The following is a 21,958-nucleotide window of genomic DNA, read 5'->3' as shown; positions in this document are numbered from 1 at the left end:
CTCCGTCTGAACTCGAACGAGTCAGGGGGCTCCACGTGAAAGAGAACGACGTGCCTCAATCCTTCACCCCCGTGGCCTCCGTGCCGGTGGACCCGCGCACCGCGCGGGTCCACGAGGAGGGCTGGCAGTCCTGGAGCCCTAGCGGCTCCTACGCCCTCGACGACACCCCGTACCGCCCGACGAACACCAACTGGGCGACCGTCTGCTACCGCCCCGGCCATGCCGTGCCCCCCGCCGCCTTCCAGGGCGAGGGACTGCTCGCGCTGGACCCGGGCGACGGCTCGCCGGTCCGGCTCTGGGCCGCCGCGGACCCGCGGCACCAGGTCCCGTCGATCCGGCTGACCGTCCGGGACGGCCGCGCCGAGATCACCGCCGACGGCCCCGTCACCGAGTCGGCCCACCCCGGACCGGACGGCGTCCAGGGCGCCCTCGCCGCCTGGGCCGACGGGCTCGGCCTCGCCGCCCCGCGTCCCGCGCCGACGGTCTGGTGCTCCTGGTACGAGTACTTCACCGCCGTCACCGAGGACGACATCCACGAGAACCTCCGCGCGATGGACACCCTCGACCTGCCCGTCGACGTCGTCCAGATCGACGACGGCTACCAGAGCGCCCTCGGCGACTGGCTCACCCTCTCCGGTCGGTTCCGCTCCCGCGCCGCCCTCGCCGACGCCATCCGCGCCCGCGGCCGAAGGGCGGGCATCTGGACGGCCCCGTTCCTGGTGGCCCCGGACAGCGAACTCGCGCGACGGCATCCCGACTGGCTGGTCCGCGACCTCGACGGCGCGCCCCTGCACGCCGGCCACAACTGGGACCACGACCTCTACACCCTCGACATCACCCACCCGGAGGCCGGTGCCTGTCTGACCGAGGTCTTCACCACCCTGCGCGCCGAGGGATACGACTACTTCAAGACCGACTTCCTCTACGCGGGAGCCCTGGACGGCGTACGGCACTCGGGAGCCGACGCCTTGACCGCCTACCGTGCCGGCGTCGACCTGATCCGCGCGGCCATCGGGGCGGACGCCTACCTCCTGGGCTGCGGCGCGCCCGTCCTCCCCTCCCTCGGCCTCTTCGACGCGATGCGGGTCAGCCCGGACACCGCGCCGCACCGACGGCCCGAGGCCGACGACTACAGCCAACCCGGCCAGGACGCCGCCGAGTTCACCGGCACCGGCCGCCAATGGCAGCACGGGCGCCTGTGGACCAACGACCCCGACTGCCTGATGGCCCGTCCCACCGTGGAGACCCGTGAACGCTGGGCCGCGCACGTGGAGTCCACCGGCGGCCTGATGGCCTCCAGCGACCGCCTGCTGTCCCTCGACACGTGGGGCGTCGCCACCACCCGCCGCCTGCTTTCCCCGGGAGCGTCCGCATGACCGGTGACCGCACGCTCTCCGTCCCCGGCATCGCCTACGGCGGCGACTACAACCCCGAGCAGTGGCCCGAGGAGACCTGGGCCGAGGACATGCGCCTCATGCGCGAGGCCGGCGTGACCATGGTCAGCGTCGGCATCTTCTCCTGGGCGCTGCTGGAGCCCTCCGAGGGGAGCTACGACTTCTCGCGCACCGACCGGCTGCTGGACCTCCTGCACGAGAACGGCATCGCCGCCGACCTGGCGACCCCGACGGCCGCGCCGCCCGCCTGGTTCTTCCGGGCGCACCCGGAGGCGCTGCCCGTGGACCGGGACGGGCGACGGCTGTCGTACGGCAGCCGGCAGACGTTCTGCCCGAGCAGCCCCGCCTACCGGGAGGCCGCCCTGCGCATCACGGGCGCCCTCGCCGAGCGGTACGCCACCCACCCCGCCGTGGTGATGTGGCACATCCACAACGAGTACGGCTGCCACAACGCGGCCTGCTACTGCGACACCAGCGCCCAGGCGTTCCGGCGCCGATTGCGCGAACGGTACGGGGACCTGGCGGCCCTCAACCACGCCTGGGGCACCACCTTCTGGGGCCAGTGGTACTACGACTGGGACGAGATCCTGCCGCCCCGCGCCACCGGCGCCGTCCCCAACCCCACCCAGCAACTGGACTGGCGCCGCTTCTGCTCCGACGAACTGCTGTCGCTGTACACGGCGGAGCGGGACGTGCTGCGCGCGGCGGCCCCCTCGACACCGGCCACCACCAACTTCATGGTGATGGAGACCTTCGACGCGCTGGACTACTGGCGATGGGCCCCGGAACTGGACATCGTCTCCAACGACCACTACCTCATGTCCGCCGATCCGGCCTCGGAGATCGACGTCGCGCTCAGCGGCGACCTGACCCGTTCGCTCGCGGGCGGGCCCTGGCTGCTCATGGAGCACTCCACCGGCGCCGTGAACTGGCAGCCGGTCAACCGGGCCAAGAAACCCGGTGAGATGCGCCGCAACGCCCTGGCCCACGTGGCACACGGCGCCGACGGCATCGCCTACTTCCAGTGGCGGGCCGCGAAGGCGGGCGCCGAGCAGTGGCACTCGGCGATGCTCCCGCACGCCGGGACGGACAGCCGTATCTGGCAGGACGTGGTGCGCCTCGGCGCCGACCTCAGGGCGCTGGCCGAGGTGCGCGGCAGCACCGGCACCGCCGAGGTCGCCATCGTCTGGGACTGGAACGCCCGTTGGGCCCTGGAACTGCCCTCGCAGCCGAGCGGCGAACTGCGGTACCTCGATCTGGTGCGGGCCTGGTACGAGCCGCTGTGGCGGTCCGGCACGGCCGTGGACTTCGTCCGCCCGGACGCCGATCTCTCCGCCTACCGACTGGTCCTGGCCCCGAGCCTGTACCTGGTCGACGACGCGGGCGCGGCGAATCTCCGCGGCCACGTCGAACGCGGCGGCACCCTCGCGGTCGGCTTCCACAGCGGCGCCGTCGACGAGAACTGCCATGTCAGGCTGGGCGGTTACCCCGGAGCGTTCCGGGAGATCCTCGGCGTCCGCGGTGACGAGCTCTTCCCGCTCCTGCCCGGTGAGTCCGCCGGGCTCAGCGGGCGGGTGCCGCCGGGAGCCACCGCCACCCTGTGGTCCGAGCGGCTGCATCTGAACGGCGCCGAGGCCGTCGCCTCGTACGCGGACGGGCCGCTCGCCGGTGTTCCCGCGGTGACGCGGAACGCCCACGGGGCGGGCACCGCCTGGTACGTGGCGACGTTCCCCGACCCGGACACGCTCGCCGCCCTGCTCGGCCGCGTCCGCGCCGAGGCCGGAGTCGCCGACGCCGGGGACGTGCCGCCGGGTGTGGAGGTCGTCCGGCGTCGCGGCCAGGAGGCCGACTACGTGTTCCTCATCGATCACGCGGGCGCGGGAGCGCGGGTACCCGTCCCGGCCGGGGCCACCGAACTCCTGACCGGCAAGACACCGTCGGGCTGGGTCACGATCGCGCCCGGAGACATCGCGGTGGTGAGGCAACCGCACACGGGAGACCGTACGGCGCCGGCCGGCGAGTAGACCCTCGACAGCGTGTCAGGGGTGTAACCGCCCGCCCGGCCCCACACCCCTGACACCGTCGGGAGGCGCGGCGCGTCGACCCCCGGTGACGGCGCCGGCAGGCCGAAGGCGTCCTGGTCATCTGAAACTGTAGGGAGGCAGTGGACCCTCGAGCCGGAAGTCGAAACCCTCGCCCATCTGATGGGCGAGGCTCAACTCCGTGGCGAGGAACAGCTCGTCCTGCTCCTCGTGCACGAGGAGGGAGACACTGAGGAAGTCCTTCCCGCCGGGCCGACCGGTGTCGACCTCCCGGGCGAACGGACGCAGCGCCTCGATCACACCCGAGGCCAGGGCCTCCTGGCGGGCCCGCACCTCGCGCGCGACCAACTCGCCGAGCCGCAGGGCCGCTTCCGGATCCGCCGTGCCGTCGCGGACCTCCTGGTCGAGCCGCCGGGCCGGCTCCGACCCGGCGAGGATCTCGCGCAGCACCATCTCCTCGTCCTGCGACGCCTTGAGGCGGTACTCGGCGCAGCCCTCCAACCGGCGCAGCCGGTCGGCGAATTCGTCCGCGCACTCCTCCAGGACGAGCCGGACCGCCTCGTCGTCCGCAGCCGTGCGGCCGAACCTCAGCGGAAGCACGGTGCCGTCCGCCGTCAGACGCTGCTGGACCTCCTGGTACGCGCCGATGTCCCGCTGTTCGGGGAGCAGGTCCTGCGGCGCGTCACTCACGACCGCGCAGAGGGTCCCGGCGGTCACCGTGCGGAGCGGGGAGGGCGCCGCGCCCAGGCCGTCGAGGCCCTCGATACGGAGGGGATGGTCCTTGAACGTGATGGAGTACATGAAGACGGCCATGGCTCACTCCTCAGCGCGGGACGCGCTTCCCTCCCGCTCGGAGGGGCGTCGGGCCCGCCGTCGCCCGGCCGGGGCGCCGGTTCCGCCGCTTCGGGCGGCGTCGTGTCCAACCTGCGGCACCACAGTCACGGTGCCTCCCTTCACCGGCTGTGATGTCTCGGCGCCGGTCGGTCCGTCCACGCGTCCGGCGACGCGCGCTCTCGTGAGCCACCGGATCACCGGCCCCGCGCGCGCCACATGGCAGGGCCCGGGCCGTAAACGGATAATTCCATCATATAGGGGCACTTGTTGTGTCAGGTAAGGACGCTTCCCCCGAGGTGGAGTGGGCGGAGTGGGCGGCCCTCTGTACTCGTCCCCGGCGGCGCTCGGCGCGTGCGGCCGGGTTTCTCCGCGTCGCTCAGGGGGACCCGGAACCGACAGCCCGGAACCTCAGGGACGCCGCTTCCCGCCGGGACCGAACGCAGAAGGAAGATGAAGAGCAGTGACCGAGGAGACCGGCACCAGGACCACCGCACGACCCGAGACAGGCTGGGTGGGCGCACGCCGTCGGCGGAGCGGCCCGCGTACCTGCGTTCCGGCCAGAGCCGACCGGACGGCACGCCAGGACCGGTCGGCCCCCGAGTGGAACATCGTCAGGGGCGAGGACTGACGGACCGTCACCGTCACCTCTGATCCGGACGGATTCCGATCAGGACGCACGCGACGTACGCGGGTCCGAGGTCACGCGTCCGGGGGAGGGGAGCGGAACTCCGGGGACGGGGCGGGGACGGGGGCCGGGGACGGCGTAGGGAACAGGACCCGTAGGGAACAGGACCCGTAGGGAACAGGACCCCTGAGACACGGACACCGTCACGGGCGTCGGGACGGACACCGCTACTGCGCGGTGTCCGTCTCGGCACGCAGCCTGCGGACCTCGTCCCGCGGAGGCCGGCGCGCGTCCTCGTCCGTCGGACGCTCGGGCACGTCGTCCGCGAACAGATGGACGGCCGCCCGCTCCGCGGAGGCCGACGTGGCCCCGTCGATGCCGAGGTTCTCGGCGAGCATGTCGTGCTCGGCGTCCAGGTGGGCGCCCTCGTCGAGGACCTCGAGCCGAGCCGTGCGAGCCGGGGCACCCGCCCCGGTGTCCGGCGTTTCGTCCCCCTCGTCGCCGTCCAGGTCGCCCTCGTCCTCGACGGGGGTCTCCATCGCCGGATCCGTCCGCTCCTCGGCCAGCTTCTCGTCCAGGCTCTCCCCTTCGCGCTGCTCACGCGCCGTGGTGCCGCGATGGTCCACGGCGAGGGGGCGCTCGGGTGGCGACCACCCTTCGTCGAAGGGATCCGAGCCCCGGTCCTCCAGAGTGTCCTCCGGGTCGAGGATGCCTTCGTCCTCGCGGACATCGGGGCCTTCCGGCTGGTAGACCTCATCACCCATGACGTCGTCCTCGCTCTGGCCGGCCGTGACCCGCGCGACCCTCGGGACGGATCGGCTGTCATCGGTCCATGTATCCAGGCTGGCCCAGCCCACACGTTCTGGCACGCCGGAGCCGCGCGGGACCACGGAGAGTCACCGTGCGGCCCGATTTCGACCGGGAATCTCCAGGTTTGGAGCGGGCTCTCGGGGTCACCCGACACCTCGACACTCGAAGTCGATCGTGATGGGGAAGTGAGACGTTGTGAGTGGAGAGCAGAAGGCCAAGGCCAAGATGGAACAGGCCAAGGGCAAGACGAAGGAAGCGGCCGGGCGCACGGTGGGCAACGAGCGGATGGCCGCCGAGGGCCGGGCGGAGAAGGCGAAGGGTGACGCGCGGCAGGCCAAGGAGAAGACGAAGGATGTCTTCAAGAGCTGACAGCTCAGGTGCCGGGGAGCCGGCGTGGCCGTCCGGCCGAACCGCGTGGGGCCCGTTCCGGGGAACGGGCCCCACGGCTGTGTGCCCATGGCCGGCCCCGGCCCCCTGCCCGGGACGATTCGCACGGTGAGGCCCGGCGCCGCTCCTTCCGGGGCGAGCCGTGCGCGAGGTCGTGTTGCCGGATGCCGGAACGGGCCGAAGATGGTGGGGAGCGGCGGAGAGGAGCCCCCGGCGTGGGACCGGACACGCAGGCGGACGGACGGGCGGACAGCCCGCCAGGGGCGGCCGAGGGAGCCGATCCACGGCGCTGGCGCGCCCTGTGGGTCACCCTGACGGCCGGATTCATGAGCCTGCTCGACGTCACGATCGTCGCGGTGGCCCTGCCCTCCATGCAGCGGGAACTGCACGCCTCCGCCCCGTCGATCCAGTGGGTCGTCTCCGGCTACGCGCTCACCTTCGCGCTGGTCCTCGTGACCGCCGGGCGGCTGGGCGACGCGATCGGACGGCGGCGGATCTTCCTGACCGCGCTGGCCGCCTTCGTCCTGTGCAGCGCCGCGGCGGGCGCCGCCCCGACCATCACGCTCCTGATCGTGGCCAGGCTGGCGCAGGGCGTGGCCGCCGGCTGCCTCGCCCCGCAGAACTCGGCCTTCATCCAGCAGATGTTCCGGGGGGCCGAGCGCGGCCGGGCCTTCGGGCTCTTCGGCGCCACGGTCGGGATCTCCAGCGCGGTGGGCCCCGTCGTCGGCGGGCTGATCCTGAGACTCGCCGACGGCCCCCAGGGCTGGCGCTGGATCTTCTACGTGAACGTGCCGGTGGGAGCCCTCGCGTTCCTGCTGGGCCTGCGCCTGCTGCCCAAGGTCGCTCCGGGCCGCCGGGAGCGACTCGATCTGCGGGGGGTCCTGCTGCTGGGCTGCGGCGTGCTCGCGCTGATGCTCCCGCTGGTCCTCGCCGAGTCGGGCGGCGTCCGGAGACTGTGGTGGCTGTTCCCGGTGGCGGCAGGGTTCCTCCTGGCGTTCGCGCGGTGGGAGGGGCGCCTGGCGGCGGCCGGTGGCCGGCCACTCCTGCATCCGGATCTGGTGACGAGCACCCGGGGCTACGCCGTCGGAGCGGCCATCGCCGCCCTCTACTTCGTGGGGTTCAGCGGGGTGTGGCTGGTGTTCGCCCTGTACTACCAGAACGGTCAGGGCTACTCCCCGCTGCACTCGGGGCTCGCGGTGACGCCCTTCGCCATCGGCTCGGCCGCGGCGGCCGTGGTGGCCGGGCGGCTGGTGGAACGGTTCGGCCGGCTGCTCACCGTCTGTGGTCTGACCGCCGTCGCCCTCGGTCTGGGCGGATCCGTGCTGATCCTGTGGCTCGCACCGGGGGACGGCGCCGTGTGGTTCGCGGCCCCGGCGCTGTTCGTCGGGGGACTGGGCAGTGGCTGTGTCATCTCGCCCAACGTCACGATGACGCTCCGGGACGTGCCGGTGCGGATGGCGGGAGCGGCCGGCGGCGCGTTGCAGACGGCCCAGCGGCTCGGCGGCACCATCGGTACGGCCGCGCTGCCGGGGCTGTTCTACGTGGTGCTCGGCACCGGCGGGCACGACTACCGGTCGGCACTGGTGATCGCCGTCGGCTCCGGGATCGTGCCCGTCGTCTGCGCCCTCGGCCTCGCCGTCCGCGACTGGCTGCGTGACCGCAAGCCCCAGCCCCCGCCGCCCTGTCCGCCGGAACTGTCCCATGGCCACACGCACGCGAGTCAGCCCTGACGAGCGGGCGGCCCGAGGCCGCGCTCCGGCGCGCGGAAGCCCGGTTCCCGGGAGGCGGCTGAGCGTCTGAGGGCCGAGCTGTGCGGTGTGGGTCGTCCGTGAGGCCGTCGCGCGGCCGAGGACCGGACCCGGCCACGTCGAGGCCGTCCGACGGGGGTGGGTGCGGGCCGACGAGGAGCGGCTCCCACCAGGCGGATCGGGACCTGCCCGGGGCGTGACCGGCACGACCGTGCCGCTCCGCGGCAGGTCCCCGAGGCGCGCACCAGGCGAGTCTCGACGGAAGTTCCGCCCACAGCTCTCTCACAGTCCCCTCACTGTCACTTCACGGCTGCCGAAGCGGTGGGGCGCCGGGGGTCGACCCGCCTCGGGCGATGGTCAGTTCAAGCCGATGTCTTGTCGCCTCCATGACAAGACGGGGGCAAAGGTGTCACTCTGCTGTCGAGCGTTCACGCTTCGTTCACCCTTTCCCTCGCGCCCCCGACCCCGCCCGCCCGTGCCCTGGGCCCTGTCGCCCTCACGATCCCCGCGCCGCCGAGTCCGCGCGCGCTTCGTGCGGCACCTCGCGCGGCGCTCCTTCCCGCTCAGCGCGCAGCGGACCGGCCGCACCCCGCCGGTCCGGTCGCCCGGCTCTCCCCCGGGTCAACCCCCCGCAGAAGGAGATGTCTTGAACCGGCAACACCGATCCGAACTCCGGCGCAGACGCGCCGCCGCCCTCGCCCTCGTCACCGCGAGCTCCCTCCTCGCCCTCGCCGTCCGGCCGGGCCTCGCGTCCGCCGCCCCCGCGAAACCCTCTCCCGTCAGGACCGTCGCCGAGCCCAGGGCGGGCGCCGCCCAGGTTCCGCTGTCGCCCGCCGAGCACACCGCCCTCATCGAGCGGGCCGGAGCGGCGGCGGGCGCCACCGCCGAGCGGCTCGGCCTCGGAACGCGCGAGAAACTCCTGGTCAAGGATGTCGTCCGGGACGCGGACGGGACGACCCACACGCGGTACGAGCGCACCTACGCGGGACTCCCGGTGCTCGGCGGTGATCTGGTCGTGCATCTGAAGAACGGCCGGAGCACCGTGTCCGAGGCCACCCGTTCCGCCGTCACGGTGGCGAGCACCAGGCCGAGGATCACGGCCGCGGACGCCACGGCGAAGGCCCTCGCGCTGAGCGGGAAGGCGGGCGTCGCACGGTCCGAGGCCGACGGGGCACCCCGGCTCGTCGTCTGGGCCGCGGGCACCCGCCCGGTCCTGGCCTGGGAGACGGTGATCGGAGGCCTCCAGCACGACGGCACGCCGAGCGAGACGCACGTCGTCACCGACGCGGCCTCCGGCAAGGTCGCCGCACGGTACGAGAACGTGCGCACCGGCACGGGCACGGGCCAGTACAGCGGAGCGGTGTCCCTCTCCACGACGCCGTCGGGCTCGTCGTACCAGCTGGTCGACGGTGATCGCGCGGGCCACCGCACCTACGACCTCAACCAGGGAACCTCCGGCACCGGGACGCTCTTCACGGACGACAACGATGTCTGGGGCGACGGCACCCAGGGCGACCGGCAGACCGCCGGCGTCGACGTCGCCTACGGCGCGGCCGCGACCTGGGACTACTACAAGGACGTCTTCGGCCGCAACGGCATCCGCAACGACGGCGTGGCCGCCTACAGCCGGGCGCACTACGGAAACAGCTACGTCAACGCCTTCTGGTCCGACAGCTGCTTCTGCATGACGTACGGCGACGGCGCGAGCAACGCCAAGCCGCTGACGGCGCTGGACGTCGCGGCCCACGAGATGAGCCACGGTGTCACCAGCGCCACCGCGAACCTGACGTACTCGGGGGAGTCGGGCGGCCTCAACGAGGCGACGTCGGACATCTTCGCCGCGGCGGTCGAGTTCCACTCCGACCTCGCGGCCGACGTCCCCGACTACCTCGTCGGCGAGAAGATCGACATCCGGGGCAACGGCACCCCCCTGCGCTACATGGACAAGCCCTCCAGGGACGGTTCCTCACGCGACTACTGGGACTCCTCGCTGGGCGGTATCGACGTCCACTACTCCTCGGGCCCGGCGAACCACTTCTTCTACCTGCTCTCCGAGGGGAGCGGCCCGAAGACCGTCAACGGGGTGTCGTACGACAGCCCGACGCGTGACGGACTGCCGGTGACGGGCATCGGCATCGAGAACGCCGCGCGGATCTGGTACCGCGCGCTGACCACGTACATGACGTCGACGACGAACTACGCCGGTGCCCGGACCGCGACCCTCCGCGCCGCCGCCGACCTCTTCGGCGCCTACAGCGGCACCTATCTCGCCGTCGCCGACGCCTGGGCGGGCGTCAACGTCGGAGACCGTGTCGCCCTGGGAGTCAACGTCGCCCCCGTCGCCGACCAGACCTCCGGGGTCGGCCAGGAGGTCTCCCTCCAGGTGAACGCGTACACCACCAACGCCGACGCGACGCTCACCTACGCGGCCACCGGCCTGCCGGACGGTCTGGCCATCAGCGACACCGGTCTGGTCTCCGGGGTCCCGACCGCGACCGGGACCAGCGACACGACGGTCACGGTGACCGACAGCACCGGCGCCGCCGTGTCCACGGCCTTCCGGTGGCGCATCGCGTACGTCTACGCCAACGGCACCCGCGTCGACATACCCGACGCCGGTGCGGCCGTCGAGTCGCCCGTCACCATCACGGGCCGCCCCGGCAACGCCTCGGCCACCACCGAGGTCTACGTCGACATCGTGCACACCTACCGGGGCGACCTGACGGTCGATCTGGTGGGCCCCGACGGCACCGCGTACTCGCTGCTGAACCGCAGCGGTGGTTCGGCGGACAACGTGGACCAGACGTTCACGGTGAACGCCTCGGCGCAGCCGGTCGACGGCACCTGGAAGCTGCGCGTGCGGGACCTCGCCTCGATCGACGTGGGATACATCCGGCAATGGCGGATCACTCCCTGATCCGGCGCCGACCCGTGCCCGTCCGGACCGCGACACGGTCCGGACGGGCACGCGTGCGTACGGGCCCGGGACCGGGCCCGTCGCGGGGGAAATGATCTGACGAAAAGTCAAAAATGCCGTACGTGGCCGATTCGCGACCCCTGCGCACGGCCCCGCGGTGCCCGGTCGTCCCGGCGCGCCCGCTCCCGTGTCTTCAAGCCTTGACGGATTCTCGTGGCGGCCGGCCCGCCGGCGACGCTCTCCGGGCAGGTCACGCGCCTGTGCCGGCCCGTCGACGCGGGCCCCGCGCACACGAGTTGAAGAAACCCGCGTCACGGTACTTGCCAGTCCGATGGTTCATTACTTAAATCAAAGCGTGAACTAAGAAGCTTGGAAGGCCAGTTCACACCCATCCCCAGGAGAGCCGATCTGTCGGCTCCGAACGCCCGATGTGTCCCCTCCGTTCGTCACCCCACCCGCATGGAGTCACGGCATGAAACTCAGAACCCTGGGTGTCGCGCTGGCCGCTATGGCCGCGCTCATCACCCTGCCCCTGCAGAGACCGGCCGCCGCGGCCGAACTGCCGCTGTCCCAGGGCAAGACGGCGACCTCGTCGTCGGACGAGAACGCCGCCGCTTCCGCCGCCCGCGCTGTCGACGGCGACACCGCCACCCGGTGGTCCTCGGCCTTCACGGACACCCAGTGGCTCCAGGTCGACCTCGGAGCCACGGCCACGGTCACCAAGGTCGTCCTCAACTGGGAGGCGGCGTACGGCAGTGACTACCGCATCCAGACCTCCCCGGACGGGAGCAGCTGGACCGACATCAAGACGGTGACCGGCGGCGACGGGGGCACCGACACCCTCGACGTCTCGGGACAGGGCCGCTTCGTACGGATGTACGGCGTCCACCGCGCCACCCCGTACGGCTACTCCCTCTGGGAGTTCCAGGTGTTCGGCACCGGCGGTACCACCCCGCCCGGGACCTGTGACACGGCCAACGCGGCGAAGGGCAAGGCGGCCACCGCCTCCTCCGTCGAGACCGCGGCCACCCCGGCCTCGGCCGCCTTCGACGGCGACACCGGAACGCGCTGGTCCAGCGCCGCGACCGACCCGCAGTGGGTCCAGGTCGACCTGGGGGCGTCCAAGGACCTCTGCGGGATCGACCTCAACTGGGAGGCGGCGTACGGCAAGGCCTTCCAGATCCAGTCCTCCGTGGACGGCCAGAGCTGGACCATCCTCAAGACCGTCACCGGCGGCACCGGGGGCACGGCCTCCTACGACCTCTCCGGCCAGGGCCGCTACGTACGGATCTACGGGACGACCCGGGGCACCGTGTACGGGTACTCCCTGTGGGAGGTCGCCGTGCACACCGGTTCGGTCGGGACCCCGCCCGTGCAGGGCGGCGGCGATCTCGGGCCCAACGTCATCGTCGTCGACCCCTCGACACCCAACCTCCAGCAGAAGTTCGACCAGGTCTTCGCCGAGCAGGAGTCGAACCAGTTCGGCGCCGCCCGCTACCAGTTCCTGATGAAGCCCGGCACGTACAACGGCATCAACGCCCAACTCGGCTTCTACACCTCGGTCTCGGGTCTCGGCATCAACCCCGACGACACCCACATCAACGGTGACATCACCGTGGACGCCGGCTGGTTCAACGGCAACGCCACCCAGAATTTCTGGCGTTCGGCGGAGAACCTGTCGATCAACCCGGTCAACGGCACGGATCGCTGGGCCGTGGCCCAGGCGGCGCCCTTCCGCCGCATCCACGTACGGGGCGGACTCAACCTCGCCCCGGCGGGCTACGGTTGGGCCTCCGGCGGCTACATCGCCGACTCGAAGGTCGACGGCACGGTCGGCCCGTACTCCCAGCAGCAGTGGTACACCCGTGACAGCTCCGTCGGCGGCTGGACCAACGGCGTCTGGAACATGACCTTCACCGGTGTGCAGGGAGCGCCCGCCACCGACTTCGACACCGGCCCGTACACCACCCTGGACACCACCCCGGTCTCCCGGGAGAAGCCCTTCCTCTACCTGGACGGCAGCGCGTACAAGGTGTTCGTGCCAGCCAAGCGCACCAACGCCCGCGGTGTCTCGTGGCCCAACACGGCCGGTACGTCGATACCGTTGGACCAGTTCTACGTGGTCAAGCCCGGTGCGACCGCGGCGACCATCAACGCGGCCCTCGCCCAGGGACTCAACCTGCTGTTCACCCCGGGCGTCTACCACCTCGACCAGACGATCAACGTGACCCGGGCGAACACCGTCGTCCTCGGTCTCGGACTCGCGACCGTCGTGCCGGACAACGGCATCGACGCGATGCACGTGGCGGACGTGGACGGAGTCCGTCTCGCCGGCTTCCTGATCGACGCCGGCCGCTCCAGGTCCGACACACTGCTGCAGATCGGCCCGGCGGGTTCCTCCGCCGACCACGCCGCCAACCCCACCACCATGCAGGACGTGTTCGTGCGGATCGGCGGTGCGGGCCCCGGCCTCGCCACCAACTCGGTCGTGGTCAACAGCGACGACGTCGTGATCGACCACACCTGGCTCTGGCGGGCCGACCACGGCGAAGGAGTCGGCTGGGAGACCAACCGCGCCGACTACGGGCTCGTGGTCAACGGCGACGACGTCCTGGCGACCGGCCTGTTCGTCGAGCACTTCAACAAGTACGACACCCTCTGGAACGGCGAGCGGGGGCGCACGATCTTCTACCAGAACGAGAAGGCGTACGACGTTCCCAACTCCGCCGCCGTCACCCACGACGGCATCGTCGGATACGCGGCCTACAAGGTCGCCGACTCCGTCGCGGTGCACGAGGCCTGGGGGCTGGGAAGCTACTGCAACTTCACCTCGGACCCCTCGATCGTGCAGGCCCACGGCTTCCAGGTCCCCGTGAAGACAGGGGTCAAACTGCACGACATCCAGGTGATCTCCCTGGGCGGCAAGGGGCAGTACGCCCACGTCGTCAACAACACCGGCGCACCGACATCGGGGTCGGACACGGTGCCGTCGAAGATCACCCTGTTCCCGTGATCTGAACCGCGCCGAACGGCAGGCGCGCGGGTGCCGGTGTTCCCCTGGTCCGGGGGCACCGGCACCCGTGCGCCGTTCGCGTTCCGGAAGCTCGTGTCCGCGGTCCCACGGTCCTCGGGGCAGGTCCTTCCCGGGACTCGCGCTCAGCGGTGGTCGCCGCCGCGTGTTCCCGCCGGGTGTGCCGGACCGACAGGCGCCTCGTGGGGCCGGGGCGCCTCCTGGTCGGGCGGACCAGCCGGTTCCACCAACGCCGCGTGAGCCAGCAGGCGGCGGGCCAGTTCGCGCGCCTCGGCGGGGGTGAGGGAGGCCCACACCCCGTGCTCGTCGCCCTGATCGGGTCCCACGTCCAGGGTGACGCGGCCGATCGGCCGGTCCAGTGCGGCCAGTCGCATCTCCTTCACGGCGATCCTCCGGCCGCAGGAGGTCACCAGGGGCGACTCGTCCGTCCCGGCCGCCCGCACTCCCCGCACTCCGGACGCCACCATGACCCTCACGCCTTTCCACGAGCAGATCCGCCGGTCGGTCCTCGGCGCGGATCGAACCCGGGCCCGGTACCCGCCGGCTATCCGAGTCAGCGCCGCACGGCCGGGGTTTGTTCCCGGTCCCGGCGTACCCGTCCCACCGGCCGTGCGGGAACGACCGGTTGACGGGAGGACCGCCCGTACGGCCACCGACGGGTCAGCGGTGGGCGGAACCCTTGGTGCGCAGCGCCCCGAGGCGTTCGAGGAGCAGGCCCTCCCTGGTGGACCAGGGGGAGATCTCCACGCTGGTGGCCCGGCAGGCCTCCATCAGGGCTTCCGCGACCAGTGCCCCGGCCAGGGACTGCGCGGCCCGGTGGCGTGAGATGCCGGGCAGCCGGCCGCGTTCCGCGGGCCCGTTCTCGGCCAGAACGCCGATGGCGGCCCGTACCTCCTCGAGCGTCAACCGCTGCGGAAGCCGGGAGCGGTTGCGGCCGGCGGTGGTGTAGCGGGCGAGCTGGGTGAAGGTCTTGGAGCAGGCCAGTACCCGTCCGTCCGGCTCGGCCCGCGGCAGGTCGGCCACCTCGGCCAGACGCTCGCCCAGATGGTCGCGCACCTCCGCCAGCCGGCGCTTCGAGGACACGGCCTTGCCGAGCTTCCAGTCGCGGGTGACCGTGCGCGCGCCCAGCGGCAGGGACAGGGTGGTGCGGGGCTGCCCGGAGGTGCCGGACGCGATCTCCACCGTCCCGCCCCCGATGTCGAGCACCAGCAGGGAACCCTCCGGCGCTCCGGCCCAATGGCGTGCCGCCACATAGGCCAGCCGGGCCTCCTCCTCGCCGGACATCACCTTCAGCCGGGTGCCGGTGGCGCGGGCCACCTGGGAGAGGACCTCCTCGCGATTGGGCGCGTCGCGAATCACCGACGTGGCGAACGCGTACACCTCCGGCAAGGACTCCCGGTCCTCGGCGAGCGTCTCGGCCACGGCCAGCTGGACGCTGCGGACGCCCGACTTGTCCAGTCGTCCCGTGGCGTCGAGCGTCTCGTGCAACTGGAGTCGCACCTTCCGGGACAGCACCGGTTCCATGTCGATCCCGGCACGCCGTCGTGCGACGGTGAGCAACGCGCTGTGGCAACCGACGTCGAGTACACCTGTCTGTCGCACCGTGTTAACCCCCCGTTTGCCCGTCGACAATGATGCGCAAGCTCACCATTGTCGCCCAACATGCCCGTTGCGGCGTGACACGGTTTCGTTTCGGCTCGTCAGGGGCCCTTCGGGGCCCTTCGGGGCACTTCAGGGCGCTGGGGCGACATGGTGGGCCCGCCGACGAGGGGGACGAAGGGTACTCAGGACGAACGAAAGGGCCCGGAGGCGGGCGAAAGGGTCGGCCGGGTCAGGCGTCAGATCAACGGGCCGGTCGCTTCGTCGTTCGGCGGGTCGGTCAGCGTCACCACGGCGGTGATCCGTTTGCCGACGGGTTCCCGGTGCACCTCGAAGGCCTGGCACACGGCCATGACGATCTCGAGTCCGTGCTGGCCGACCCGGCCGGCCTCGGCGGCACGGGCGATCGGAAGCGTCGGATCGGAATCCCACACGGTCGTCCGCACGGCTCCCCGGTCGACCTCCAGGGACAACAGGCAGGGTCCGCCCGAGTACTTGACCGCGTTCGTCACCAGTTCGCTGACGACCAGGGGCACCATGCCCATCACCCGTCCGGAGACGGGCAGCCCGGCGACCGCCTGCACCCGCGTCAGGAATTCACGGGTGAACGCCCGCGCCTGAGCTATGCACGCGGAGTCACCGTCGTACGCGACCGACGCCTCGATCAGTGCACCCCGCTGTTCCTGCCGCCCTGCTTCACTCACCGGTTGGCCCATACGATCCGTCCCGCGTCCACCCTCTTCGATGTTCGGCGTCTGCCCCGGAAATCCCGCTTCACTCCACCCGGTCGCGCGAGAATTCCGGAGAACCTCCGTCCGGTCTCCCGGCGCGGTCAGGTGTCCGTGACCGCCACGGTGACGGGAGTGCCGATCTCGACGGTGCGGCTGACCGTGCAGAGCCGGTCGTGGGAGGTCTTGACCGCCCGGGGGAGGATCGCGCGGGCGCGGTCGCCGGGTTCGCCGTCCGGGAACGCCACGGAGAACGCGATCGCGAGGTCCGTCATCCGGTTCCCGAGCTCGTCGTTGATCTTGTCGCCGGTCACGGTCACGGTGAAGCGGGTGGGTTCCGCGTGGCGGCTCGTCGCGACATCGACGTCGGCGGCGCTGCAGCCCCCGAGGGCGGCGAGCAGCAGTTCGACCGGGGTGAAGGCATCGTCCCCTTCGGGACCGGTGCCGAAGTCGATCGTCCCGCCGCGCGCGTTCGTCGCGGTGAAGTGTCCGGTGCCGGTCCGCTCGACGGTGACGAGACGCAGATTGTTGTCGGTCATGCCGCCGACCCTAATGTCGCCCCGCGTCGACCGCCTCAGATCGCCGTCGGCGAACGGACGGCGGCCCTCCTGCGGGGACGGGCCTCAGCGCCGCGGTGTTCTGGCCGGGACCTCGGGCAACGGGGCGGACACGGTCCAGTCCTCGTCGAGCCTCGCCCTCAGCGCGGCCGCCGCGGAGGGAACGCGGTCCGCGGCCCACGACTCGACGCGATCCAGGAATCCGACGAGTTCTTCCCTGACGGAGCCCAGGAGTTGAGGGATCCGGTCCCGGGGCACGTCGATGGAGGGTCCCGTCGCGGTGTCCCCGTCGGGCCACAGCCGGACGATCGCGCCCATGTGCTCGACCAGCGGCGTCGGATCGTGGCCGAGCCAGAGTTTCTCGCCGTTCGCCGGCCCGAGCCAGTCCCGCCAGTCCTCCAGCCCGGAGCAGCATCCGGGGGACACCGTGACTCCGGTGGCGGTGTCCTTGAGCCTGAGGCCACCGGGCGCGACGACGCTGCGGACCGTCGAGAACCGTCGGATCAGCTCTCCGGCGTCCTCGGGATCCCGTGCTCCGCGTCGGCGCTCCCCCTTGTTGTACAGGGCGAGAACCGCCAGGGCCGTACCCGTCTCGGCCCCGGACAGGCGGCCGGACAGGGGCAGGAGTCCGTCGACGGGCCGGGCGGCGGTCGGCCAGAGGCCGAAGCCGCGGGCCCCGGATGTGTCCAGCACGGCTTCCATGATCAGCACGGCGTCAGCGCGCCTTTCCGCCGGAGCGTGTCCTGAGGGCCCTCGCGGTCGCGGTCACCGAGGGATCGCGTTCGGGTCGTGACCGGGACGGAAGGATCACTGAGGTGCGGTCCGGCGGCGCAGTCCCCAGGCCCTGAACCGGCCGCTGGTCCAGACGCCCACGCCGACGGACACGGCGAGCAGGAGGCACGTGGTGCCGGCGTCGAGGGTCACCGGGACGTGGCCGGCGGGCGCGGGTATCAGCAGCAGGATGGTGGTCAGGGGCGCGGCGGTCCCCACGAGGAAGGCGGCCATCTCGGCCCACCACATCGCCCTGGTCGGTCGAGTCGTCATGGCCATGTTGTACACCATCGTCCGCGTTCGGGCCGCGGACGGGCCGCCCCCGCGGTGCGGGCCCCGGGCGCCGTCCGCGCCCACCGTACGGCGGTCGCGGACGGACGGGCGGCACGCCGGGGACCGTCCGCCGGGAACCCATGGACGGCCGTACGGCGCGACTCCCCTGTCAGCCGGGCGGGTTCGGGCGGACGAGGCCGAGGTCGTAGGCGAGGATGACGGCCTGGACCCGGTCGCGGGCCCCCACCTTCGACAGGACGCGCCCGACATGGGTCTTCACCGTGGATTCCGCGACGACCAGGCGTGCGGCGATCTCGGTGTTGCTCCAGCCCCGGCCGATGGCGCCGAAGATCTCGTACTCCCGCTCGGTGAGGGCGCGTACCCGGGGATCGTCGTCCGGTCCGCCGGACGGGTCCCGGGGGAGGTGCTGGGCGTAGGCGTCCAGGAGGCGCCGGGTCAGCGCGGGGGCGATCACGGCGTCGCCCGCGGCGACCGCCCGGATGCCCGCTAGGAGCTCCTCGGGATGCGCGTCCTTGAGGAGGAACCCGCTGGCTCCCGCGCGCAGGGCCGCGTGGGCGTACTCGTCGAGGTCGAACGTGGTCAGGATCAGGACGCGGGAGCGGCCACCGGACGCCACGACCCTGCGAGTGGCCTCGATGCCGTCCATACCGGGCATCCGTACGTCCATGAGGATCACGTCCGGGCGGAGCTCGGCCGCCCTGCGGACAGCGTCGCCGCCGTGGGAGGCCTCGCCGACGACGTCCGTGTCGGGCGTGCTCTCCAGGAGCATGCGGAAACCGAGGCGTTGCAGCGGCTGGTCGTCGACGATGAGCACGGTGGTCACGCGGTACCTCCCGCGGTGGCGGCAGGGGAGCGGCCGGTCCCGGCCAACGGGGTGAGGTCGAGGGTGGCCCGCAGGATCCACCCCCCGTCGGGGGCGGGTCCCGCGACGACCGTCCCGTTGTAGAGGGCCGCGCGTTCCCGCATGCCGGGGAGCCCGTGTCCTTCGCCGTCGTGCGGCCGGGCGCGGACCGTCGCGACACCCTGGCCGGTGTCATGGACGCCGATGCGCAGCACGGTGTCCTCGACGGTCACCGTGAGCTCGACGCTCGTCTCGGCGCCCCCGTGTCTGAGGGCGTTCGTGAGGGCTTCCTGGACGATGCGGTAGGCCGCCAACTGGACGCCGCGGTCAAGGGTGTTCAGCGGCCCGACGGCGCGGTGGACGACGCGTGGCCCGGCCGCCCTGATCCGTTCGCACAGCGCGTCGACGTCCCCGATGCCCGGCTGGGGACTCAGCTCGGGCGTGGCGGGAGTGTGCGTCCCCTCGCGCAGAACGCCGAGCACGCGGCGCAGTTCGCCGAGCGCCTGCCGCCCGGTGTCACCGATGAGCAGCAGTGCCTGCTTGCCGCGTTCGGGCGCGAGGTCGGTCGCGTACGCGCCGCCGTCGGCGAGGGTGATGATGACGGAGAGGTTGTGGCCGACGATGTCGTGCATCTCACGGGCCACACGGGTGCGTTCGGCGGCGGCGGCCAGCTTGCTGCGCTGGTCGCGCTCGACCTCCAGGCGCGTCGCGCGGTCCCGCAGGACGGCGAGCTGCCCGCGCCGGATCCGTACGGCCAGGGCGAGCGCGACGGCCGCCGTTATCGTGCTGAACAGGAAGAACAACGCGTCCAGGACGTGCACTTCGGACGGCAGCCGCACCGCGACCAGCCCCAGTGCGGCGGCCGTGACCCCGCAGGCCGCGGGCAGCCGTCGCAACTCCCCGTGCAGCACCAGGCTGTAGAGGGCGATCAGCACGGCGATGTCGGCGCGCAGCCAGACGTTCAGCGCCAACTGGAGCAGGAACACCGAGACGATCACGGCGAAGGCGAGCGACGGCCTTCTGCGCCGCCACAGCAGCGGCAGGACCAGCGCGGCCTGCAACGCCAGTGTCCCCGGCCAGGGCAGGTCCGTGAACTCCGTGTCGAAGCCATGGCGCGCGCCGTGGCCGTCGTGCGTCAGTTCCGGCACGGCGAACAGCAGCGCCACGAGCGCGGTGACCGCCGCGTCCAGGACCCACGGACGGTTACGGTCGCCCTGCTTGAGCCGGCGGCCGACCCGCGACAGCGCGCGGGCCAGTGGATGGTTCCACGGCAGGTCCGCCTCCGCGAAGGGGACGTCGTCCGCCGGCCGTCGGCCGGTGTCGTCGGTGCTCGTCGGGGTCATCGGGGCCATCGGTCCGTACTCATGGGTGTCACCCGTCCATTGTGTGTCCGGCGGTGTCCTGGCCCACGCCTCGTCGTGCCGTCGTCGCGCGTCCGTCGATGGTCCGCCCGCGCGGGTCGGGGCACCGCGGAGCCACCGCGGGGGACCGTCATGGCGCGTGGCGCCCGGACGGCACGGAACCGGACCGGACGATCCGGTCGGGCGCCGTGCCTGCCCCGGGGCGCTGGGCGTCAAGCGCGGTGCGTCAGGCGTCCGAGCGGACGAGGCGGCAGGCGGCGCCCGCCAGCGCGAGCACGGTCCAGCCGAGGAACACGACCAGCCCGGCGGCCGGCGACAGGCTCGTCGCGTCGTGGGTCAGCTGGAACATCGCCCGGCCCGCGCTGCTCGGCAGGTACGGGCTGATGTCGTCCTGCCACGAGCTGGGCAGCAGCGAGATCAGGCCGGGCACCAGCATCAGCGAGGCGACCAGGACGGAGATGCCACCGGCGACCGAGCGGAGCAGGGCGCCCAGCGCGGTGCCGATCACGCCCACGAGCCCGAGGTAGAGGCCGGCGCCCAGCAGACTCCGGACCACGCCGGAGTGGGACAGGGTGAGGGCCGCGGGCGTGCCCGAGACGATTCCGCTGTCGATCGTGAACGCGACGAAGACGCCGACGGTGGAGACGGCGAGAGCCACGAGGCCGAACACCGCGGCCTTGGACCACAGCACCGGCAGCCGGCGCGGGACGGCGGCCAGCGTGGAGCGGATCATGCCGGTGGAGTACTCGCCCGCGGTCACGAGCACGCCCAGCACACCGAGCGCCAACTGCGCGAAGTTCGTGCCGAACACGGAGAGGTCGAGCGCGGTGGCCGAGACGGCGTCCGGGCGCATCGGACGGCCCGAGTCGAGCTCCGACCTGTAGTGCGCCGCCGCGATCACCCCGAAGGCGACGAGGAACAGCAGGCCCAGACCGAGGGTGATCCAGGTGGAGCGCAGCGACCACATCTTGGCCCACTCGGAGCGAAGTACCCGGCGCCCGGTGACCCGGTACTCCGGCCGGGTCGCCGCTGCCGGTGCCGGCGCGGGGCCGTCCGTGACGGTGACCGTGCTCATGCCGCCCTCCCAGGGGTCTCGACGGTGCCGCTCGCCTGATACTCGACGGCGTCGCGGGTCAGCTCCATGAACGCCTGTTCCAGGGACACGGTCCGGGAGCCGAGCTCGTACAGCGGGATGCCGTGCTCGGCGGCCTTGAGGCCGATGGCGCGCGTGGACAGGCCCGTCACCTGAAGCTCCTCGGAACCGGCCGCCCCGGTGATCTCGACGCCGGGTCCGGCCAGCACCTCGCGCAGCCGGGCCGGCCGCTCGGACGCCACGGTGACGGTGTCCCCGCCGGCCTGCCGTACCAGTTCGCGCACGGTGGTGTCCGCCAGCAGACGCCCGCGGCCCACGACGATCAGGTGGTCGGCGACCAGCGCCATCTCGCTCATCAGATGCGAGGAGACGAAGACGGTCCGTCCGTCCGCCGCGAGCCCGGTCAGCAGGTTGCGGATCCACAGGACGCCCTCGGGGTCCAGCCCGTTGACCGGTTCGTCGAGCATGACGGTGGCCGGGTCGCCGAGGAGGGCCGCGGCGATGCCGAGCCGCTGGCCCATCCCGAGGGAGAAGGCACCCGCGCGTTTCCCGGCCACCGTCTGGAGGCCGGTCAGCTCGATGACCTCCCGCACGCGGCGGCGCGGGATGCCGTGGGTGTGGGCCTGGGCCATGAGGTGGTCGAAGGCGGACCGGCCGGGGTGGATCGACTTGGCCTCCAGCAGCGCGCCGACCTCCTGGAGCGGCGCGGCGTGCCGGGCGTACCGCTTGCCGTTCACCGTGACGCTGCCGGCGGACGGCGCGTCCAGGCCGACGATCATGCGCATGGTGGTGGACTTGCCCGCGCCGTTCGGGCCGAGGAAGCCGGTGACGGTGCCGGGCCTGACGACGAAGTCCAGCCGGTCCACCGCCGTCTTCTCCCCGTACCGCTTCGTCAGCCGATGTGCCTCGATCATCGATGTTCCTCA

At 72.2% G+C, this 21,958-nt stretch carries 18 protein-coding genes; 6 read left to right on the top strand and 12 right to left on the bottom strand.

The features are described from left to right. Positions 1 to 50: 50 nt before the first annotated feature. Together ACFYW7_RS07940 and ACFYW7_RS07935 are read left to right on the top strand one after the other, a co-directional pair. Positions 51 to 1,376, top strand: a complete 1,326-nt coding sequence (locus ACFYW7_RS07940) for a glycoside hydrolase family 36 protein (RefSeq protein ID WP_389499218.1) — start codon at positions 51 to 53, stop codon at positions 1,374 to 1,376. After that, a complete protein-coding gene (locus tag ACFYW7_RS07935; protein ID WP_389499216.1) occupies positions 1,373 to 3,418 on the top strand; it encodes a beta-galactosidase in 2,046 nt (681 codons plus the stop codon). The genes ACFYW7_RS07940 and ACFYW7_RS07935 overlap by 4 nt, the downstream gene beginning before the upstream one ends. A 117-nt stretch (positions 3,419 to 3,535) precedes the next feature. Here ACFYW7_RS07935 and ACFYW7_RS07930 read toward each other — a convergent pair whose 3' ends face one another. Further along, the gene (locus ACFYW7_RS07930; RefSeq protein ID WP_389499214.1) at positions 3,536 to 4,249 is read right to left on the bottom strand and encodes a GvpL/GvpF family gas vesicle protein; all 714 of its coding nucleotides are present in this window, start codon (positions 4,247 to 4,249) and stop codon (positions 3,536 to 3,538) included. A gap of 873 nt (positions 4,250 to 5,122) precedes the next feature. Continuing rightward, the gene (locus ACFYW7_RS07925) at positions 5,123 to 5,659 is read right to left on the bottom strand and encodes a DUF5709 domain-containing protein (protein ID WP_389499212.1); all 537 of its coding nucleotides are present in this window, start codon (positions 5,657 to 5,659) and stop codon (positions 5,123 to 5,125) included. A 241-nt stretch (positions 5,660 to 5,900) separates the two neighbouring features. Here ACFYW7_RS07925 and ACFYW7_RS07920 point away from each other — a divergent pair, with 241 nt between their 5' ends. The 4 genes from ACFYW7_RS07920 (at position 5,901) to ACFYW7_RS07905 (ending at position 13,770) form a co-directional block, all read left to right on the top strand. Continuing rightward, positions 5,901 to 6,074 carry a CsbD family protein gene (locus tag ACFYW7_RS07920; protein WP_389499210.1) on the top strand — a complete coding sequence of 58 codons (174 nt, stop codon included), beginning with the start codon at positions 5,901 to 5,903 and terminating at the stop codon, positions 6,072 to 6,074. A 182-nt stretch (positions 6,075 to 6,256) separates the two neighbouring features. Next, entirely contained in the window at positions 6,257 to 7,822 is a 1,566-nt protein-coding gene (locus tag ACFYW7_RS07915; protein ID WP_389499208.1) for an MFS transporter, read from the top strand. Between the two features lie 664 nt (positions 7,823 to 8,486). After that, positions 8,487 to 10,757, top strand: coding sequence for a M4 family metallopeptidase (locus ACFYW7_RS07910; protein WP_389499206.1), 2,271 nt, complete (start codon positions 8,487 to 8,489; stop codon positions 10,755 to 10,757). A gap of 472 nt (positions 10,758 to 11,229) precedes the next feature. Continuing rightward, a complete protein-coding gene (locus ACFYW7_RS07905) occupies positions 11,230 to 13,770 on the top strand; it encodes a discoidin domain-containing protein (RefSeq protein ID WP_389499204.1) in 2,541 nt (846 codons plus the stop codon). A 143-nt stretch (positions 13,771 to 13,913) separates the two neighbouring features. On the opposite strand, the gene ACFYW7_RS07900 is transcribed toward ACFYW7_RS07905, so the two are convergent. From ACFYW7_RS07900 to ACFYW7_RS07855, 10 genes are all read right to left on the bottom strand, one after another. Beyond that, entirely contained in the window at positions 13,914 to 14,255 is a 342-nt protein-coding gene (locus ACFYW7_RS07900; protein WP_389499202.1) for a hypothetical protein, read from the bottom strand. 193 nt (positions 14,256 to 14,448) lie between these two features. Then, on the bottom strand, positions 14,449 to 15,390 hold the full coding sequence (locus ACFYW7_RS07895) for a Ppx/GppA phosphatase family protein (protein WP_389499200.1): 942 nt from the start codon (positions 15,388 to 15,390) through the stop codon (positions 14,449 to 14,451). A gap of 236 nt (positions 15,391 to 15,626) precedes the next feature. After that, on the bottom strand, positions 15,627 to 16,103 hold the full coding sequence (locus tag ACFYW7_RS07890; protein WP_389499198.1) for an ATP-binding protein: 477 nt from the start codon (positions 16,101 to 16,103) through the stop codon (positions 15,627 to 15,629). A 116-nt stretch (positions 16,104 to 16,219) separates the two neighbouring features. Further along, entirely contained in the window at positions 16,220 to 16,654 is a 435-nt protein-coding gene (locus ACFYW7_RS07885; protein WP_389499196.1) for an OsmC family protein, read from the bottom strand. 84 nt (positions 16,655 to 16,738) lie between these two features. Next, the gene (locus tag ACFYW7_RS07880) at positions 16,739 to 17,374 is read right to left on the bottom strand and encodes a hypothetical protein (RefSeq protein ID WP_389500384.1); all 636 of its coding nucleotides are present in this window, start codon (positions 17,372 to 17,374) and stop codon (positions 16,739 to 16,741) included. Positions 17,375 to 17,479: 105 nt separating this feature from the next. Beyond that, entirely contained in the window at positions 17,480 to 17,716 is a 237-nt protein-coding gene (locus ACFYW7_RS07875; RefSeq protein WP_389499193.1) for a hypothetical protein, read from the bottom strand. A 169-nt stretch (positions 17,717 to 17,885) separates the two neighbouring features. Beyond that, positions 17,886 to 18,560, bottom strand: a complete 675-nt coding sequence (locus ACFYW7_RS07870; protein WP_389499190.1) for a response regulator — start codon at positions 18,558 to 18,560, stop codon at positions 17,886 to 17,888. Further along, on the bottom strand, positions 18,557 to 19,921 hold the full coding sequence (locus ACFYW7_RS07865) for a sensor histidine kinase (protein ID WP_389499188.1): 1,365 nt from the start codon (positions 19,919 to 19,921) through the stop codon (positions 18,557 to 18,559). Before ACFYW7_RS07865 ends, ACFYW7_RS07870 begins: the two co-directional genes overlap by 4 nt. A gap of 244 nt (positions 19,922 to 20,165) precedes the next feature. Continuing rightward, positions 20,166 to 21,014 (bottom strand): ABC transporter permease, encoded by an 849-nt coding sequence (locus ACFYW7_RS07860; RefSeq protein ID WP_389499186.1) that lies wholly within the window; start codon positions 21,012 to 21,014, stop codon positions 20,166 to 20,168. Further along, entirely contained in the window at positions 21,011 to 21,946 is a 936-nt protein-coding gene (locus ACFYW7_RS07855; RefSeq protein WP_389499184.1) for an ATP-binding cassette domain-containing protein, read from the bottom strand. Before ACFYW7_RS07855 ends, ACFYW7_RS07860 begins: the two co-directional genes overlap by 4 nt. Between the last annotated feature and the right edge of the window lie 12 nt (positions 21,947 to 21,958).

Source organism: Streptomyces sp. NPDC002580 (assembly GCF_042889485.1).
GTDB lineage: Bacteria > Actinomycetota > Actinomycetes > Streptomycetales > Streptomycetaceae > Streptomyces.
The sequence above is the reverse complement of the archived record's forward strand: the minus strand, read 5'-3'. Positions and strand labels throughout refer to the sequence as shown.

Coding starts and splice junctions, on each gene's coding strand:
- ACFYW7_RS07935 (WP_389499216.1), top strand. CDS start 1,373: ATGACCGGTGACCGCACGCTCTCCGTCCCCGGCATCGCCTACGGCGGC.
- ACFYW7_RS07930 (WP_389499214.1), bottom strand. CDS start 4,249: ATGGCCGTCTTCATGTACTCCATCACGTTCAAGGACCATCCCCTCCGT.
- ACFYW7_RS07925 (WP_389499212.1), bottom strand. CDS start 5,659: ATGGGTGATGAGGTCTACCAGCCGGAAGGCCCCGATGTCCGCGAGGAC.
- ACFYW7_RS07915 (WP_389499208.1), top strand. CDS start 6,257: ATGCCGGAACGGGCCGAAGATGGTGGGGAGCGGCGGAGAGGAGCCCCC.
- ACFYW7_RS07905 (WP_389499204.1), top strand. CDS start 11,230: ATGAAACTCAGAACCCTGGGTGTCGCGCTGGCCGCTATGGCCGCGCTC.
- ACFYW7_RS07900 (WP_389499202.1), bottom strand. CDS start 14,255: ATGGTGGCGTCCGGAGTGCGGGGAGTGCGGGCGGCCGGGACGGACGAG.
- ACFYW7_RS07890 (WP_389499198.1), bottom strand. CDS start 16,103: ATGGGCCAACCGGTGAGTGAAGCAGGGCGGCAGGAACAGCGGGGTGCA.
- ACFYW7_RS07885 (WP_389499196.1), bottom strand. CDS start 16,654: ATGACCGACAACAATCTGCGTCTCGTCACCGTCGAGCGGACCGGCACC.
- ACFYW7_RS07880 (WP_389500384.1), bottom strand. CDS start 17,374: ATGGAAGCCGTGCTGGACACATCCGGGGCCCGCGGCTTCGGCCTCTGG.
- ACFYW7_RS07875 (WP_389499193.1), bottom strand. CDS start 17,716: ATGACGACTCGACCGACCAGGGCGATGTGGTGGGCCGAGATGGCCGCC.
- ACFYW7_RS07865 (WP_389499188.1), bottom strand. CDS start 19,921: ATGACCCCGACGAGCACCGACGACACCGGCCGACGGCCGGCGGACGAC.
- ACFYW7_RS07860 (WP_389499186.1), bottom strand. CDS start 21,014: ATGAGCACGGTCACCGTCACGGACGGCCCCGCGCCGGCACCGGCAGCG.
- ACFYW7_RS07855 (WP_389499184.1), bottom strand. CDS start 21,946: ATGATCGAGGCACATCGGCTGACGAAGCGGTACGGGGAGAAGACGGCG.